This is a genomic window from Enterobacter sp. ENT02 (assembly GCF_019219165.1).
Taxonomy (GTDB): Bacteria; Pseudomonadota; Gammaproteobacteria; order Enterobacterales; family Enterobacteriaceae; genus Enterobacter; species Enterobacter mori.
Genome location: NZ_JAHUWD010000013.1, coordinates 59,929 through 73,904, shown reverse-complemented (window position 1 = coordinate 73,904; position 13,976 = coordinate 59,929). Strand labels below are relative to the sequence as shown.

Annotated in this window: 12 protein-coding genes; 3 read left to right on the top strand and 9 right to left on the bottom strand. The window is 55.9% G+C overall.

What is annotated here, in order from left to right; genetic code table 11:
• Nucleotides 1-184 precede the first annotated feature (184 nt).
• From hemG to pepQ, 4 genes are read right to left on the bottom strand one after another with little or no spacing between them, the layout of a single operon-like run.
• Nucleotides 185-730, bottom strand: a complete 546-nt coding sequence (gene hemG, locus KW829_RS22605) for a menaquinone-dependent protoporphyrinogen IX dehydrogenase (RefSeq protein WP_010436783.1) — start codon at nucleotides 728-730, stop codon at nucleotides 185-187.
• 10 nt (nucleotides 731-740) lie between these two features.
• Complete coding sequence (gene trkH, locus KW829_RS22600) at nucleotides 741-2,192, bottom strand: Trk system potassium transporter TrkH (protein WP_010436781.1); 1,452 nt, start codon at nucleotides 2,190-2,192, stop codon at nucleotides 741-743.
• A 40-nt stretch (nucleotides 2,193-2,232) separates the two neighbouring features.
• Nucleotides 2,233-2,847, bottom strand: a complete 615-nt coding sequence (locus KW829_RS22595; RefSeq protein WP_218309134.1) for an IMPACT family protein — start codon at nucleotides 2,845-2,847, stop codon at nucleotides 2,233-2,235.
• Nucleotides 2,847-4,178, bottom strand: a complete 1,332-nt coding sequence (pepQ, locus tag KW829_RS22590) for a Xaa-Pro dipeptidase (protein ID WP_089599656.1) — start codon at nucleotides 4,176-4,178, stop codon at nucleotides 2,847-2,849. The genes KW829_RS22595 and pepQ overlap by 1 nt, the downstream gene beginning before the upstream one ends.
• Nucleotides 4,179-4,368: 190 nt before the next feature.
• Between pepQ and fadB the strand changes: the two genes are divergently transcribed.
• Both fadB and fadA read left to right on the top strand, forming a co-directional pair.
• Nucleotides 4,369-6,558, top strand: coding sequence for a fatty acid oxidation complex subunit alpha FadB (gene fadB / locus KW829_RS22585; RefSeq protein ID WP_172701669.1), 2,190 nt, complete (start codon nucleotides 4,369-4,371; stop codon nucleotides 6,556-6,558).
• 9 nt (nucleotides 6,559-6,567) lie between these two features.
• Nucleotides 6,568-7,731, top strand: a complete 1,164-nt coding sequence (gene fadA / locus KW829_RS22580) for an acetyl-CoA C-acyltransferase FadA (protein WP_010436772.1) — start codon at nucleotides 6,568-6,570, stop codon at nucleotides 7,729-7,731.
• Nucleotides 7,732-7,811: 80 nt separating this feature from the next.
• Here the strand turns inward: fadA and glyS are convergent, their stop codons facing one another.
• From glyS to KW829_RS22565, 3 genes are all read right to left on the bottom strand, one after another.
• Entirely contained in the window at nucleotides 7,812-9,881 is a 2,070-nt protein-coding gene (gene glyS / locus KW829_RS22575; protein ID WP_089599660.1) for a glycine--tRNA ligase subunit beta, read from the bottom strand.
• 9 nt (nucleotides 9,882-9,890) lie between these two features.
• Complete coding sequence (glyQ, locus tag KW829_RS22570; protein ID WP_003860141.1) at nucleotides 9,891-10,802, bottom strand: glycine--tRNA ligase subunit alpha; 912 nt, start codon at nucleotides 10,800-10,802, stop codon at nucleotides 9,891-9,893.
• A gap of 160 nt (nucleotides 10,803-10,962) precedes the next feature.
• Nucleotides 10,963-11,268 carry a YsaB family lipoprotein gene (locus KW829_RS22565; protein WP_089599661.1) on the bottom strand — a complete coding sequence of 102 codons (306 nt, stop codon included), beginning with the start codon at nucleotides 11,266-11,268 and terminating at the stop codon, nucleotides 10,963-10,965.
• A gap of 183 nt (nucleotides 11,269-11,451) precedes the next feature.
• Between KW829_RS22565 and KW829_RS22560 the strand changes: the two genes are divergently transcribed.
• Nucleotides 11,452-12,447 (top strand): acyltransferase, encoded by a 996-nt coding sequence (locus tag KW829_RS22560; protein ID WP_218309133.1) that lies wholly within the window; start codon nucleotides 11,452-11,454, stop codon nucleotides 12,445-12,447.
• On the opposite strand, the gene KW829_RS22555 is transcribed toward KW829_RS22560, so the two are convergent.
• Both KW829_RS22555 and KW829_RS22550 read right to left on the bottom strand, forming a co-directional pair.
• On the bottom strand, nucleotides 12,440-13,360 hold the full coding sequence (locus KW829_RS22555) for a GlxA family transcriptional regulator (protein ID WP_218309132.1): 921 nt from the start codon (nucleotides 13,358-13,360) through the stop codon (nucleotides 12,440-12,442). The two genes, KW829_RS22560 and KW829_RS22555, sit on opposite strands and share 8 nt — an antisense overlap.
• Nucleotides 13,360-13,899: an isochorismatase family protein gene (locus KW829_RS22550; protein WP_182946067.1), complete on the bottom strand. Its 540-nt coding sequence runs from the start codon at nucleotides 13,897-13,899 to the stop codon at nucleotides 13,360-13,362. Before KW829_RS22550 ends, KW829_RS22555 begins: the two co-directional genes overlap by 1 nt.
• Nucleotides 13,900-13,976 lie beyond the last annotated feature (77 nt).

Sequence of the window (13,976 nt, the reverse complement as noted above, 5' to 3'; positions counted from 1 at the left end):
CGGGGTGTGCATATTACGCTTTCCCGCTTCAGAGTCAAGCGTTTATTTTCGCTTTTCTCTGCTGACCCGGCGGCGTGTGTGCCGTTGTTCCGTGTCAGTGGAGGCGCATTATAGGGAGTTATTCTGAAGTGACAAGCACAAAATACAAAAAACTTTTCGTTCGCTCACTTTTCAAACTTAACGCTTATTTAAGTCGCGAATCGCCCGTTATATGCGCGATTTCCCGCGCAAAACTGGCAACCTGCGACCAGTCGGTGTACACCACTTCTTTATGCGTGTCGGTTTCACCGCCCGTCATCTTCATAATCAAGCGGATCATAAAGCGGTCATACCAGCGGTAGCGCGGATAGCGCAGCGCCCCGGCAAAGACCGCGCAAAGTGTTGGCTGCCACGGAGAATGAAGTAAAAACTTGCGCGTATAGCTGTTCGTTTGCGGCGTGCGCTTTTCTGCTTTACGGGCAACCAGATTGACCGAGTAGAAGGCACTGGGCAGCTTATTGAGCACGTCCTTATGTTTCTTCACAAAACGATCCAGCGCGGGATGGAAATGCCCGTAGCGAATAGACGCCCCAATCACCACACGATCGTACTCCTGCCACGCGATGTGTTCCGCACGGTTCAGGTTCACTACATCTGCGTAAATGCCCAGCTCTTTTAATTCAGAAGCCAGGTAAGCGGCAATCTCGCGCGTTTGTCCGTCTCGCGTAGAGAAAAGAACTAATGTTTTCATTAATGACTCCTTACTCGCGCCAGAATGTTGGGGTAAACAGCACCAGCAGCGTAAAGACCTCAAGACGCCCAAACAGCATGTTAGCGATAAGGATCCACTTCGCTACCGGGTTCATACTGGCAAAGTTATCCGCCACCACGCCCAGCCCGGGACCGAGGTTATTAAGCGTCGCCACAACAGAGGCGAATGCGGAGAAATCATCCACACCGGTAGCAATAATAGCCAGCATACTGACGATAAACACCAGCGCATAAGCAGAGAAGAAACCCCACACCGCTTCGAGAATACGTTCCGGCAGCGCACGATTCCCCAGTTTGATGCTGTAAACCGCATTCGGGTGAACCAGACGCTTCAGCTCGCGGTTGCCCTGTTTGAACAGCAGCAGTATACGAATGACCTTCAGGCCACCGCCCGTAGACCCGGCACAGCCCCCGATAAAGGCCGAGCAAAGCAAAAGCACCGGCAGGAACAGCGGCCAGCGCGCAATGCTGTCCGTGGTAAAGCCCGCCGTTGTCGCCATCGACACCACCTGGAAAAAGGCCTGGTTTAGTGTGGTCATGGCCGAGTTATAAACATCGTGGAACCAAAGCACCAGCGTACAGATGATCACCAGCGTCAACTGGACGCCAATAAACATGCGGAACTCCGGATCGCGCCAGTACACCTTCAGGCTTCGCCCACTCAGTAAAGAGAAGTGCAGACCGTAGTTACAACCGGAGATCAGCAGGAAGATAGCAATAATAGTGTTAATCGTCGGGCTGTCGAAGTAACCCACGCTGGCATCGTGCGTGGAGAACCCACCGATAGCGATAGTCGCAAAGCTGTGCCCGATGGCATCGAAAGCGGGCATTCCGGCAAACCACAGCGCCAGGGCGCAGGCGACCGTCAACAAGACATAAATCAGCCACAGGGTTTTTGCCGTCTCCGCAATACGCGGACGCATTTTGTTATCTTTTAGCGGGCCGGGCATTTCAGCCCTATAAAGCTGCATCCCACCGACGCCCAGAATGGGCAGGATAGCCACCGCCAGGACGATGATCCCCATACCGCCGAACCACTGCAGCATCTGGCGATAAAAGAGAATGGCATGTGGGAGAGAATCCAGCCCCACCAGCGTCGTCGCACCGGTAGTTGTTAAACCAGAGAACGATTCAAAGAATGCATCCGTGATGCTCAAATTGGGCTGTTCAGAGAAGATAAATGGGAGCGAACCGACGCTTCCCAGCACCGTCCAGAACAGCACGACGATCAGAAACCCTTCCCGAGATTTCAGCTCGCCTTTCTCACGACGGTTTGGCCACCAGAGCAGCGAGCCAATCGCTAGCGCGACAAAAAAGGTCTGGGTAAACGCACGCCCCGCGCCGTCCCGGTAGATAAGTGCCACCAGTCCTGGGAGAATCATCGTCCCGGAAAAAAGTATGACCAGCAGTCCAACGATTCGGGTTATGGCACGAAAATGCATCTCTGCCGCTTCCTTTGGTATTCAAAAAGTGAGGTGGGGATTATTCTTCAATCGGCAGCAATTGCAACGAACCACGACTAAAATCAGCGAGTTTTGCTGAAAAAGAGTCCAGTTCCGCCTGAGGAAGCGCCACGCGTAATTGCACCATCGCCTGGTAATCGCTGTGCACAATCACACCGTTAACGTGCTTCAGTAACGCTTCAATGCCCGAAAGCTGCGAGTACTCGCATACCAGAGTATATTCGGTAAGTGGCGTTTTGCGGGTGGTTATCAGCAGATTAAGTGCCTGCTGGACACCTCCACCGTAGGCTTTAACCAGCCCACCCGTGCCTAACAAAATGCCGCCGTAGTAGCGAACCACTACAGCGGTGATCTCGCCCACGCCGCTGCCCATCAGCTGCGAAAGCATAGGTTTACCGGCCGTGCCAGCCGGTTCACCGTCGTCAGAAAACCCCAGCTGTTGCGAATCGTCCGGCGGTCCTGCCACCCACGCCACGCAGTGGTGGCGTGCATCAGGATGCTCCGCGCGAACGGACTCGACAAACGCCTTTGCCGCCTCTACGCCGTCGGTGTGCGCCAGCAGCGTAATAAAGCGGCTTTTCTTGATTTCCTCAACAAAGGTGACCGGTTCAGCCGGTATCAGCCAGCTTTCCATCAGGCCAGCTTCAGGTCTCGCGTCATGTTCTCGACACCGTTCTCATGAATAACCACGTTATCTTCGATACGAATGCCGCCAAACGGTTTCAACGCGTCAATTTTTTCCCAGTTGAAGTGCTTGCTGAACTGCCCTTCACGCCACGGCGCCAGCAGGGATTCAATAAAGTAGATCCCCGGCTCGATGGTCAATACCATGCGCGGCTCAAGGATACGGGTGCAGCGCAGGTAAGGATATTTAGACGGTGCCGCCAGGTGCGTGCCGGTATCATCCTGCATGAAGCCCGCAACGTCGTGAACCTGCAGGCCCAGCGGGTGACCGATACCGTGCGGCATGAATGGCCCGGTCAGATCGTTTTCGACCATCGCCTCTTCGCTCATGTCTTTCACAATCTGATGCTTACGCAGCAGTTTAGCGATGCGCTGATGGAACTGGATGTGATAATCCACATAGCTGGTTCCGGCCTTCATGGTGCCAATCAGCGCCAGCTGTTCATCGTTCACGTCTTTAATCAGCTGCGCGAAATCGGTATCCCCATTCGCCGCCCAGGTACGGGTCAGATCGGCCGCATAGCCGTTATACTCTGCCCCTGCGTCCAGCAGGAAGCTGCGCATTTCCGACGGAACCTGGTGATCAAGTTTGGTGTAGTGAAGTACAGACGCATGCTCGTTCAGCGCGACGATGTTGCTGTACGGTACGTCGGTGTCGCGGTGACCGGTTGCGGTCAGGTAGGCAAGATTGATATCGAACTCGCTCATGCCCGACTGGAACGCTTCGTGCGCGGCACGGTGGCCATTCACCGCCGTTTTTTGCGCTTCACGCATGCAGTAAAGTTCGTAGTCGGTTTTATACGCGCGGTAATAGTGGAGATAATCCAGCACCCCTTTCGGATTGAGTTTATCCGCCGGAATATCCAGACCCAGCGCACGCTCTGGAACAGGGCCAATATAGCCGATGTTGCCACGCGCCGCAGGCAGCTGGCTGCCAATACCGTCCGCTTTTGGCAGGGCAATCACATCAATTTCTTCGGTCCAGAAAGAAGTCGGCAGCGGTTCCACGTTGTGCCAGTAATCCACCGGCAGATAGAACCACAGTTTCGGCTTGTTCACGCCATCCACCAGCAGCCAGCAATTTGGCACCTGTGTCACCGGCACCCAGGCTTTAAACTGCGGGTTGACCTTAAACGGATAAGCATGGTCATCAAGAAACGTGTTCATCAGCTCGCCGGAGTGGATTAGCAGGGCATCCAGCTTGAAGCGCGCTAGTACATCGCGGGTACGTTCCTGTAGGGTAACGATATGATTTTTATAAAGCGAAGCCAGTGAGTCCATCATTCTTCCTTTCGTTTTTTTGACCTCAAGTCATCGCATCTTAGCACACCTCACTCCGGCTGCGTGATTTCCACCGACCGTGATCAATGCAGCAATTTCTTAATGAGAAATTTGCATTTTATTAACATAAATTCCACACTCCGTCTCATCTGGTATGACCAGATCCACTTGCTGGATTCAGGAGACTGACATGCTTTACAAAGGCGACACCCTGTACCTCAACTGGCTGGAAGATGGCATTGCCGAACTGGTGTTCGATGCCCCCGGCTCAGTGAATAAGCTTGATACCGCGACGGTGGCCAGTCTTGGCCAGGCGCTGGATGTTCTTGAAAAACAACCTGAATTAAAAGGGCTGCTGCTGCGTTCGAACAAAGCGGCCTTTATTGTCGGTGCCGATATCACCGAATTTCTCTCGCTTTTCCTGGTGCCTGAAGAACAGCTGAGCCAGTGGCTACACTTTGCCAACAGCGTCTTTAATCGTCTGGAAGATCTGCCTGTCCCAACGATCTCCGCCGTGAACGGCTACGCGCTGGGCGGCGGCTGTGAATGTGTATTAGCCACCGATTACCGTCTCGCCACGCCGGATCTGCGCATCGGCCTGCCGGAAACCAAGCTGGGCATCATGCCGGGCTTTGGCGGCTCCGTGCGTATGCCGCGCATGCTGGGTGCCGACAGCGCGCTGGAGATCATTGCCGCGGGTAAAGATGTCGGCGCAGAACAGGCGCAGAAAATCGGCCTGGTGGACGGCGTGGTTAAGCCTGAAAAACTGATTGAAGGTGCTATCGCCATCCTCCGTCAGGCCATCAATGGCGACCTCGACTGGAAAGCCAAACGCCAGCCGAAGCTGGAGCCGTTAAAGCTCAGCAAAATTGAAGCCACCATGAGCTTCACCATCGCTAAAGGCATGGTGATGCAGACGGCGGGTAAACACTACCCGGCGCCGATCACGGCGGTGAAAACCATTGAAGCCGCAGCCCGCTTCGGCCGCGACGAAGCCCTGAAGCTCGAAAATCAGAGCTTTGTCCCGCTGGCGCACACCAATGAAGCCCGCGCGCTGGTCGGTATCTTCCTTAACGATCAGTTCGTGAAAGGTAAAGCCAAACAGCTGACCAAAAACGTTGAGACGCCAAAACACGCGGCGGTGCTCGGTGCAGGCATTATGGGTGGCGGCATTGCTTACCAGTCGGCATGGAAAGGCGTGCCGGTGGTGATGAAGGACATCAACGAGAAATCCCTGACGCTCGGCATGACCGAAGCGGCCAAGCTGTTGAATAAACAGCTGGAGCGCGGAAAAATTGACGGGCTGAAGCTCGCAGGCGTGATCTCCACCATTCAGCCGGTGCTGGAGTACAGCGGTTTTGACCGTGTGGACGTGGTGGTTGAAGCGGTCGTTGAGAATCCGAAAGTCAAAAAAGCGGTGCTGGCCGAAACGGAAGACAAGGTTCGTCCAGGCACCGTGCTGGCTTCTAACACCTCCACTATTCCGATTGGCGAACTGGCGAGCGTGCTGAAGCGCCCGGAAAACTTCTGCGGCATGCACTTCTTCAACCCGGTACACCGTATGCCGCTGGTCGAAGTGATCCGTGGGGAAAAAACCTCTGACGAAACCATCGCCAAAGTGGTGGCGTGGGCGAGCAAGATGGGCAAAACCCCGATCGTGGTGAACGACTGCCCGGGCTTCTTCGTTAACCGCGTACTCTTCCCGTACTTTGCAGGCTTCAGCCAGCTGCTGCGCGACGGAGCGGACTTCCGCAAAATCGACAAAGTGATGGAAAAACAGTTCGGCTGGCCGATGGGCCCGGCGTATCTGTTGGACGTGGTCGGCATTGATACCGCCCATCACGCGCAGGCGGTAATGGCGGCAGGCTTCCCGCAGCGCATGCAGAAAGACTATCGCGACGCGATTGACGCGCTGTTCGACGCTAACCGCTTCGGTCAGAAAAACGGCCTGGGCTTCTGGCGCTATAAAGAAGACAGCAAAGGCAAACCGAAGAAAGAAGAAGATCCGGCGGTGGATGGCCTGCTGGCCGACGTCAGTCAGCCAAAACGCGACTTCACCGACGATGAAATCATCGCCCGCATGATGATCCCGATGATCAACGAAGTGGTGCGTTGCCTGGAAGAAGGCATCATCGCCAGCCCGGCAGAAGCGGATATGGCGTTGGTGTACGGCCTTGGCTTCCCTCCGTTCCACGGCGGCGCGTTCCGCTGGCTGGATACACTCGGCAGCGCCCGCTATCTCGATATGGTTCAGCAGTACCAGCACCTTGGCCCGCTTTATGAGGTGCCGGAAGGTCTGCGTAACAAAGCGCGCCATAACGAACCCTACTATCCAGCAGTTGAGCCAGCCCGTCCGGTTGGCGAGCTGAAAACGGCTTAAGGAGTCACAATGGAAAAGGTTGTCATTGTTGATGCGATTCGCACCCCGATGGGCCGTTCAAAAGGCGGCGCGTTCCGTAACGTGCGTGCGGAAGATCTCTCCGCACACCTGATGCGTAGCCTGCTGGCGCGTAACCCGGCGCTGGACCCAACAGCGCTGGACGATATCTACTGGGGCTGCGTGCAGCAGACCCTGGAGCAGGGCTTCAACATCGCCCGTAACGCGTCTCTGCTGGCGGAGATCCCGCACTCGGTTCCGGCAGTCACCGTCAACCGTCTGTGTGGTTCGTCCATGCAGGCGCTGCACGATGCGGCGCGCATGATCATGACCGGCGATGCGCAGGCCTGTCTGGTAGGCGGCGTTGAGCACATGGGTCACGTGCCGATGAGCCACGGGGTTGATTTCCACCCGGGCATGAGTCGTAACGTGGCGAAAGCCGCGGGGATGATGGGCCTGACCGCCGAGATGCTCTCCCGCCTCCATGGCATCAGCCGTGAAATGCAGGATGCCTTTGCCGCGCGCTCTCACGCTCGCGCCTGGGCCGCCACGCAGTCCGGTGCCTTTAAGAATGAGATCATCCCGACCGGCGGTCACGACGCAGACGGCGTACTGAAGCAGTTCAGCTACGACGAAGTCATCCGCCCGGAAACCACGGTCGAAGCGCTGTCTACCCTGCGCCCGGCATTCGATCCGGTCACCGGCACGGTAACGGCGGGAACGTCGTCCGCACTGTCCGACGGTGCCGCCGCGATGCTGGTGATGAGCGAAAGCCGCGCCCGCGAACTAGGCCTGACGCCACGCGCTCGCGTGCGTTCGATGGCGGTCGTCGGCTGCGATCCTTCCATCATGGGTTACGGCCCGGTTCCGGCCTCGAAGCTGGCACTGAAAAAAGCGGGCTTAACCGCCAGCGACATCGATCTGTTCGAGATGAACGAAGCCTTCGCCGCGCAGATCCTGCCGTGCATTAAAGATCTGGGGCTAATGGATCAGATCGACGAGAAGATTAACCTCAACGGCGGCGCGATCGCCCTCGGTCACCCGCTGGGCTGTTCCGGCGCGCGCATCAGCACGACGCTTATCAACCTGATGGAACGCAAAGATGCTCAGTTTGGTCTGGCAACAATGTGTATCGGGTTGGGTCAGGGTATCGCGACGGTATTTGAGAGAGTGTAATAAAAAAGCCGGGCTGCTTTTGCAGCCCGGCATGAGTTTAGTTGCCGTTCTTCCCGCCTGTCAGGGGCGGGTTTTTTGCATTACTGCAGCAGCGAAATATCCGCCACGCGCAGGAACAGCTCGCGCAGTTTCTCGAGCATTGAGAGACGGTTGATACGCAGATCTTTATCTTCCACGTTCACCATCACTTTCTCGAAGAAGGCGTCGATAACGTCACGCAGTTCCGCCAGCTCCACCAGCGCTTCCTGGTAGCGACCTTCCGCAAAGTACGGCTCGAGCTTGTCGCGCAGCACCACAACCTGCATCGCCAGGGCAATCTCTTCCGGCTCTTTCAGGGTTGCAGCGTTAACACGCTCGTTCAGCGTCTCGTCGGATTTCGCCAGGATATTGGATACACGCTTGTTGGCCGCAGCCAGGGCTGATGCCGCTTCCAGGGTACGGAAGTGGGACACCGCCTTCATGCGCGCATCGAAATCAGCCGGACGGGTCGGACGACGCGCCAGCACCGCCTGAATGGTGTCAACGGTGTAGCCTTCATCCTGATACCACGCGCGGAAACGACCGAGCATAAAGTCGATGACATCATCCACGACCTTCGCGTTGGTCAGCTTATCGCCGTACAGACGCACCGCTTCTTCAGTCAGGGTCTGCAGATCGAGGTTCAGGTTCTTCTCAACGATGATACGCAGCACGCCCAGCGCGGCACGACGCAGCGCGAACGGGTCCTTGTCGCCTTTTGGATGCTGGCCAATACCAAAGATACCCGCCAGGGTGTCCATCTTATCGGCAATCGCCACGGCGCAGGCAACCGGGTTGGACGGCAGATCGTCACCCGCAAAGCGCGGCTGATACTGCTCGTTCAGAGCCACAGCCACGTCTTCCGCTTCGCCATCGTGACGCGCGTAGTGCATGCCCATCACGCCCTGGGTGTCGGTAAATTCGAACACCATGTTGGTCATCAGGTCGCACTTGGACAGCAGGCCAGCACGCGTTGCGTGGTTGACGTCTGCACCGATTTCACGGGCGATCCAGCCGGACAGCTCCGCAATGCGGTCGGTTTTGTCGCGCAGCGTGCCCAGCTGCTGCTGGAACAGCACGGTCTGCAGGCGCGGCAGGTTATCTTCCAGACGCTTTTTACGGTCGGTATTGAAGAAGAACTCCGCATCCGCCAGACGTGGGCGCACCACTTTCTCGTTACCGGAGATAATCTGGATCGGATCTTTCGATTCGATGTTCGCCACGAAGATGAAGTTTGGCAGCAGCTTGCCGTCGTTGGCGTATACCGGGAAGTACTTCTGGTCACCCTTCATGGTGTAGACCAGCGCTTCAGCCGGAACGGCCAGGAATTTCTCTTCGAACTTCGCGGTCAGCACAACTGGCCATTCCACCAGAGAGGTCACTTCTTCCAGCAAGCTTTCGCTCAGGTCAGCGTTACCGCCAATCTGGCGTGCCGCTTCTTCCGCGTCCGCTTTGATTTTGGCTTTACGCTGTTCGTAGTCGGCAATGACTTTACCGCGCTCCAGCAGAATCTGCGGGTACTGGTCGGCATTGTCGATGGTGAACTCCGGCTCGCCCATAAAGCGGTGGCCGCGGATCACGCGATCGGACGCCACGCCCAGAATGGTGGCAGGAATAACGGCATCGCCCAGCAGCAGGGTCACGGTGTGAACCGGACGCACGAAGTGCACGTCGGACGCGCCCCAGCGCATCAGCTTAGGAATTGGCAGCTTAGCCAGTGAGGTCGCGATCATGTCCGGCAGCAGCGCTTCCGCGCTTTCGCCTTTCACATGTGCACGATACAGCAGCCACTCGCCTTTGTCGGTGGTCAGACGCTCGGCCTGGTCAACGGTGATGCCGCAACCACGCGCCCAACCTTCTGCCGCTTTGCTCGGTTTGCCTTCCGCGTCGAACGCCTGAGCAATGGCCGGGCCACGTTTTTCCACTTCACGATCAGGCTGAGACGCCGCCAGATTTGCCACTTTCAGCGCCAGACGACGCGGTGCAGCAAACCATTCAATTTTACCGTGTGCCAGGCCAGCGTTATCCAGCTCGGCGGTCACGTTCGCAGCAAAAGACTCAGCCAGGCTGCGCAGGGCTTTTGGTGGCAGCTCTTCGGTGCCGATTTCCACCAGGAAAGTTTTTTCAGACATGGCCGCCTCTTATTTGTTTCGGTTGCACATCGGGAAGCCAAGGGCTTCACGGGACGCATAGTAAGCTTCTGCAACGGCTTTGGTCAGGGTACGAATACGCAGAATGTAGCGCTGACGTTCAGTCACGGAGATGGCTTTGCGGGCGTCCAGCAGGTTGAAGCTGTGGGCGGCCTTCAGAATACGCTCGTAGGCAGGCAGCGGCAGCGGAGTCTCCAGCGCCAGCAGCTGCTGCGCTTCTTTCTCGTACTGCTCGAAGCAGGTGAACAGGAAGTCCACGTCCGCGTATTCGAAGTTATAGGTGGATTGCTCCACTTCGTTCTGATGGAACACGTCACCGTAGGTGGTTTTACCCAGCGGGCCGTCGCTCCAGACCAGGTCATAAACGCTGTCTACGCCCTGAATATACATGGCCAGACGTTCCAGACCGTAGGTGATTTCACCGGTGATTGGTTTACATTCCAGACCGCCAACCTGCTGGAAGTAAGTGAACTGCGTCACTTCCATGCCGTTCAGCCACACTTCCCAGCCCAGACCCCAGGCACCCAGCGTTGGGTTTTCCCAGTTATCTTCCACGAAACGAATGTCGTGAATGGTCGGGTCCATACCCAGCTCTTTCAGCGACCCGAGGTACAGTTCCTGAATGTTGTCTGGTGATGGCTTAATCACCACCTGGAACTGATAGTAGTGCTGCAGACGGTTCGGGTTTTCGCCGTAACGGCCATCGGTAGGACGACGGGAAGGCTGCACATACGCGGTCGCCATTGGCTCCGGCCCCAACGCGCGTAAGCTGGTCATTGGGTGCGAGGTGCCTGCGCCAACTTCCATGTCCAAAGGTTGAACAATGGTGCAGCCCTGACGAGCCCAGTAATCCTGTAAGGTCAGGATCAGGCCCTGGAAGGTCTTGGTATCAAACTTTTGCATAGTATTTCGTGCTGGATACGTGTGGTTTTAAATGGAAGGGATCAGTATACCCGCTGGCTGCAAGATATACAGTACGAAACGGGGTTGTTTAAGATAAATTGGGGAATAAGGCGCACAGCCAGAACGCCAGGGCATTGTGGCTGCTGATTATACGAGCAGATTAGCGCATCGAGAGATGTAAAAACTGGCCGTCCGCGTCAAAAGAACAGACAAAGCCTTCTTTACGCGCAGTATAGCCTTTTAGCTCATAGCTCCCCTGAAAGCGCTCAAATCCGTTAACCGTAATTTTCTGCACCTCGGAATTATAGCGGTGAGCCGCCTGGTCTTTGCAGAGCTGCTCCATATTCAGCGAACGTTCAGGGCTGATTTTCCCCTGCTGTGCTTTTTGTTCAGGCACGTCCTGCGAGGCGCTGCACCCCGCCAGTATGAGTAGCAGAAAGAGTGACGCCACACGCTTCATCATCATTTTTATTACCGCCCTGGTCAGTGGCTGTTATTTTTAATATCAACGCTTTTATAGATTATGGTGCGTCATTCTGCGAATCTCGCGCTCCTCGTACAAGTTACGCGAGTTAAACTCAGAATTTTCCAAGGGAAGACTTTACCCTAATCGCAGTCACACTCTATTTACAGGGAATAAGAGGAACTGATGTCGTCAAAAATTAACTGGATTGATAACCTGCGAGGAATAGCCTGTCTGATGGTGGTGATGATCCACACGACGACGTGGTACGTCACGAACGCGCACAGCATCAGCCACGTTAACTGGGATATCGCTAATATACTTAACTCCGCTTCCCGCGTGAGTGTACCGCTGTTCTTTATGATTTCCGGCTTTCTCTTCTTTGGCGAACGCAGTGCACAACCGAGGCATTTTATCCGCATCGCGTCATGCCTGGGTTTCTACAGCGTCGTAGCGCTGCTCTATATCACGCTTTTCACCTCAATTAACGCCGAACTTTCGCTGAAAAACGTGCTGCAAAAACCGATCTTCTATCACCTGTGGTTCTTCTTCGCCATTATCGTTATCTACCTGGTTTCCCCGCTGATACAGGTGAAGAACGTCAGCGGGAAAATGCTCCTGGCCCTGATGGTAGTGATTGGCGTGGTGGCAAACCCCAATACCGTCTCGCAGAAAATTGACGGATTTGAGTGGTTGCCGGTGAACCTCTATATCAACGGCGATACCTTCTACTACGTGCTTTACGGCATGCTGGGGCGCGCTATTGGCATGATGGATACACAAAAACGGAGTATGAACTGGCTTTGTGGAGCGCTATTTATCATCGGTGTGATCGTGATTTCGCGCGGTACGCTTTATGAGCTGAAGTGGCGCGGGAATTTTGCCGATACCTGGTATCTGTACTGCGGCCCGATGGTCTTTATCTGCGCCGTCTCCCTGCTGATACTCGTCAAAAATACGCTGAATGCACGCCCGCTTCCCGTGGTGGGATTCATTTCACGCCACTCGCTGGGGATTTACGGTTTTCATGCGCTGGTGATCCACGCTCTTCGCACGCGTGGGATTGAGCTCAAAAGCTGGCCGCTGCTGGATATTATCTGGATTTTTGCCGCCACGCTGGTCGTGAGCTTATTGCTGTCGATGCTGTTGCAAAAAATAGATACCCGTCGCTTCGTTAGTTAGCGATTCGCTGCCGGGCACGGTGGAACTGGCGCGGGGAGGAAAACCCTGCCGCCAGCGACGCCTGCTCCACCCCACGCCCCTGCAATAACCACTGTTCGGCCACGGCCAGACGCAATTGCTCAAGGTAATCCCGAACGCTTATACCTAAATGTTCCTGAAAAAGCCGGGTCAGATGGCGTGGGCTGACGTGCGCCTGCGCAGCGATATCCGGTATCTGCCACGCTTTTTGCGGCTCAGCGGTAAGGGCGTCCTGCGCGCGGTGGATCGCCGGGTGAAGATGATTGCGGAAGCGTAACCAGGGTGAAAGCTGCGGATCGTCCCCGGAGCGGCGGAACCAGACCACCATCTCACGCGCGACGGCCAGGGCTTTTTCTGGCCCACAAAGGCGGTTAATCATATGCAGCGCCAGATCGATACCCGACGTGATCCCTGCGCTGGTCCAGATATTCTCGTCCTGCACGAAAATCCGGTTCTCTTTAATCGTCGCCGTGGGGGCTGCGGCGCGTAAGCGGCTAATGACGTCATGATGCGTGGTGCACTGCCGGTTATTCAACAAGCCCGACTTTGCCGCCAGCAACGCGCCAGAACAGACGCACATCACGGCGATGTCCTGGCGCTGGATCTGCGGCTGCAGGCGCATCAGCCAGTGCTGAATCTGCTGCGCCAGAGGGGTTGAGAACTGAACGTGGGAGTCGCTGACTCCCGGTAGCACAAGCAAACTCCCTTCTGGCAGACGTTCCGGCAGCGGCTGAATGCCGCTCATCGTCAGGCCAATCGACGTCTGAACGTCAGGCTGCGGGCCAATGTAATGCAGGCGAAACGCGTCGCCCGCCAGCACAAAGGTTTCTGCCGGGCCGGTCATGTCTAATGACAGCACCCCGGGCAACATAACGAACCAGACGTCGATGCTCATTACAGTGACTCCAGCGTCTCCGCTACCGTTTTAATCTCGGCAAAACGCCCGGCCAGCACCGTCTCGGTACGATGACGCAGTTCGTCAGCGCTGAGGGTAATTCCGTTGTACGTCATCGGGAACGTCAGCGTAGCCTCGCTCACAAAGGTCACAGCATAGCCCAGATCGGAGGCCACACGTGCGGTAGTTTCACAACATTGTTCAGTGCGAATGCCGCAGATTATCAGTCGGTTGATATCACGCTCGCGCAGCCAGCGGTCGAGCCCGGTGTCCGTGAAGGCATTATGGACGTGTTTCTGGAAAACCACATCCGGCTGATGACGTAAAAAGGCCATCGGTTTGACATAGCCGCTTTCCAGGGTGAAGGGACCGTCTTCATCTACATGAAAAATATCAACGACCGGAATATTTCGCGACTGGCAGCCTTCAATCAGCCCCAGCATGGCCTGCTGAAAGGCAGGAATATCGGCCTCCTGCCAGTACATGCGATGATGAAATGACTGCTGAGTGTCAATATTGATTAATGCGGTGCGGGACATGATGGAACTCCTCGTCAGTGGGTATGACCTTATCCTGACGAGGAAACACAGGCACGAACAGACCAAAAAAGGACATC

Coding starts and splice junctions, on each gene's coding strand:
- hemG (WP_010436783.1), bottom strand. CDS start 730: ATGAAAACATTAGTTCTTTTCTCTACGCGAGACGGACAAACGCGCGAG.
- trkH (WP_010436781.1), bottom strand. CDS start 2,192: ATGCATTTTCGTGCCATAACCCGAATCGTTGGACTGCTGGTCATACTT.
- KW829_RS22595 (WP_218309134.1), bottom strand. CDS start 2,847: ATGGAAAGCTGGCTGATACCGGCTGAACCGGTCACCTTTGTTGAGGAA.
- pepQ (WP_089599656.1), bottom strand. CDS start 4,178: ATGGACTCACTGGCTTCGCTTTATAAAAATCATATCGTTACCCTACAG.
- fadB (WP_172701669.1), top strand. CDS start 4,369: ATGCTTTACAAAGGCGACACCCTGTACCTCAACTGGCTGGAAGATGGC.
- fadA (WP_010436772.1), top strand. CDS start 6,568: ATGGAAAAGGTTGTCATTGTTGATGCGATTCGCACCCCGATGGGCCGT.
- glyS (WP_089599660.1), bottom strand. CDS start 9,881: ATGTCTGAAAAAACTTTCCTGGTGGAAATCGGCACCGAAGAGCTGCCA.
- glyQ (WP_003860141.1), bottom strand. CDS start 10,802: ATGCAAAAGTTTGATACCAAGACCTTCCAGGGCCTGATCCTGACCTTA.
- KW829_RS22565 (WP_089599661.1), bottom strand. CDS start 11,268: ATGATGATGAAGCGTGTGGCGTCACTCTTTCTGCTACTCATACTGGCG.
- KW829_RS22560 (WP_218309133.1), top strand. CDS start 11,452: ATGTCGTCAAAAATTAACTGGATTGATAACCTGCGAGGAATAGCCTGT.
- KW829_RS22555 (WP_218309132.1), bottom strand. CDS start 13,360: ATGAGCATCGACGTCTGGTTCGTTATGTTGCCCGGGGTGCTGTCATTA.
- KW829_RS22550 (WP_182946067.1), bottom strand. CDS start 13,899: ATGTCCCGCACCGCATTAATCAATATTGACACTCAGCAGTCATTTCAT.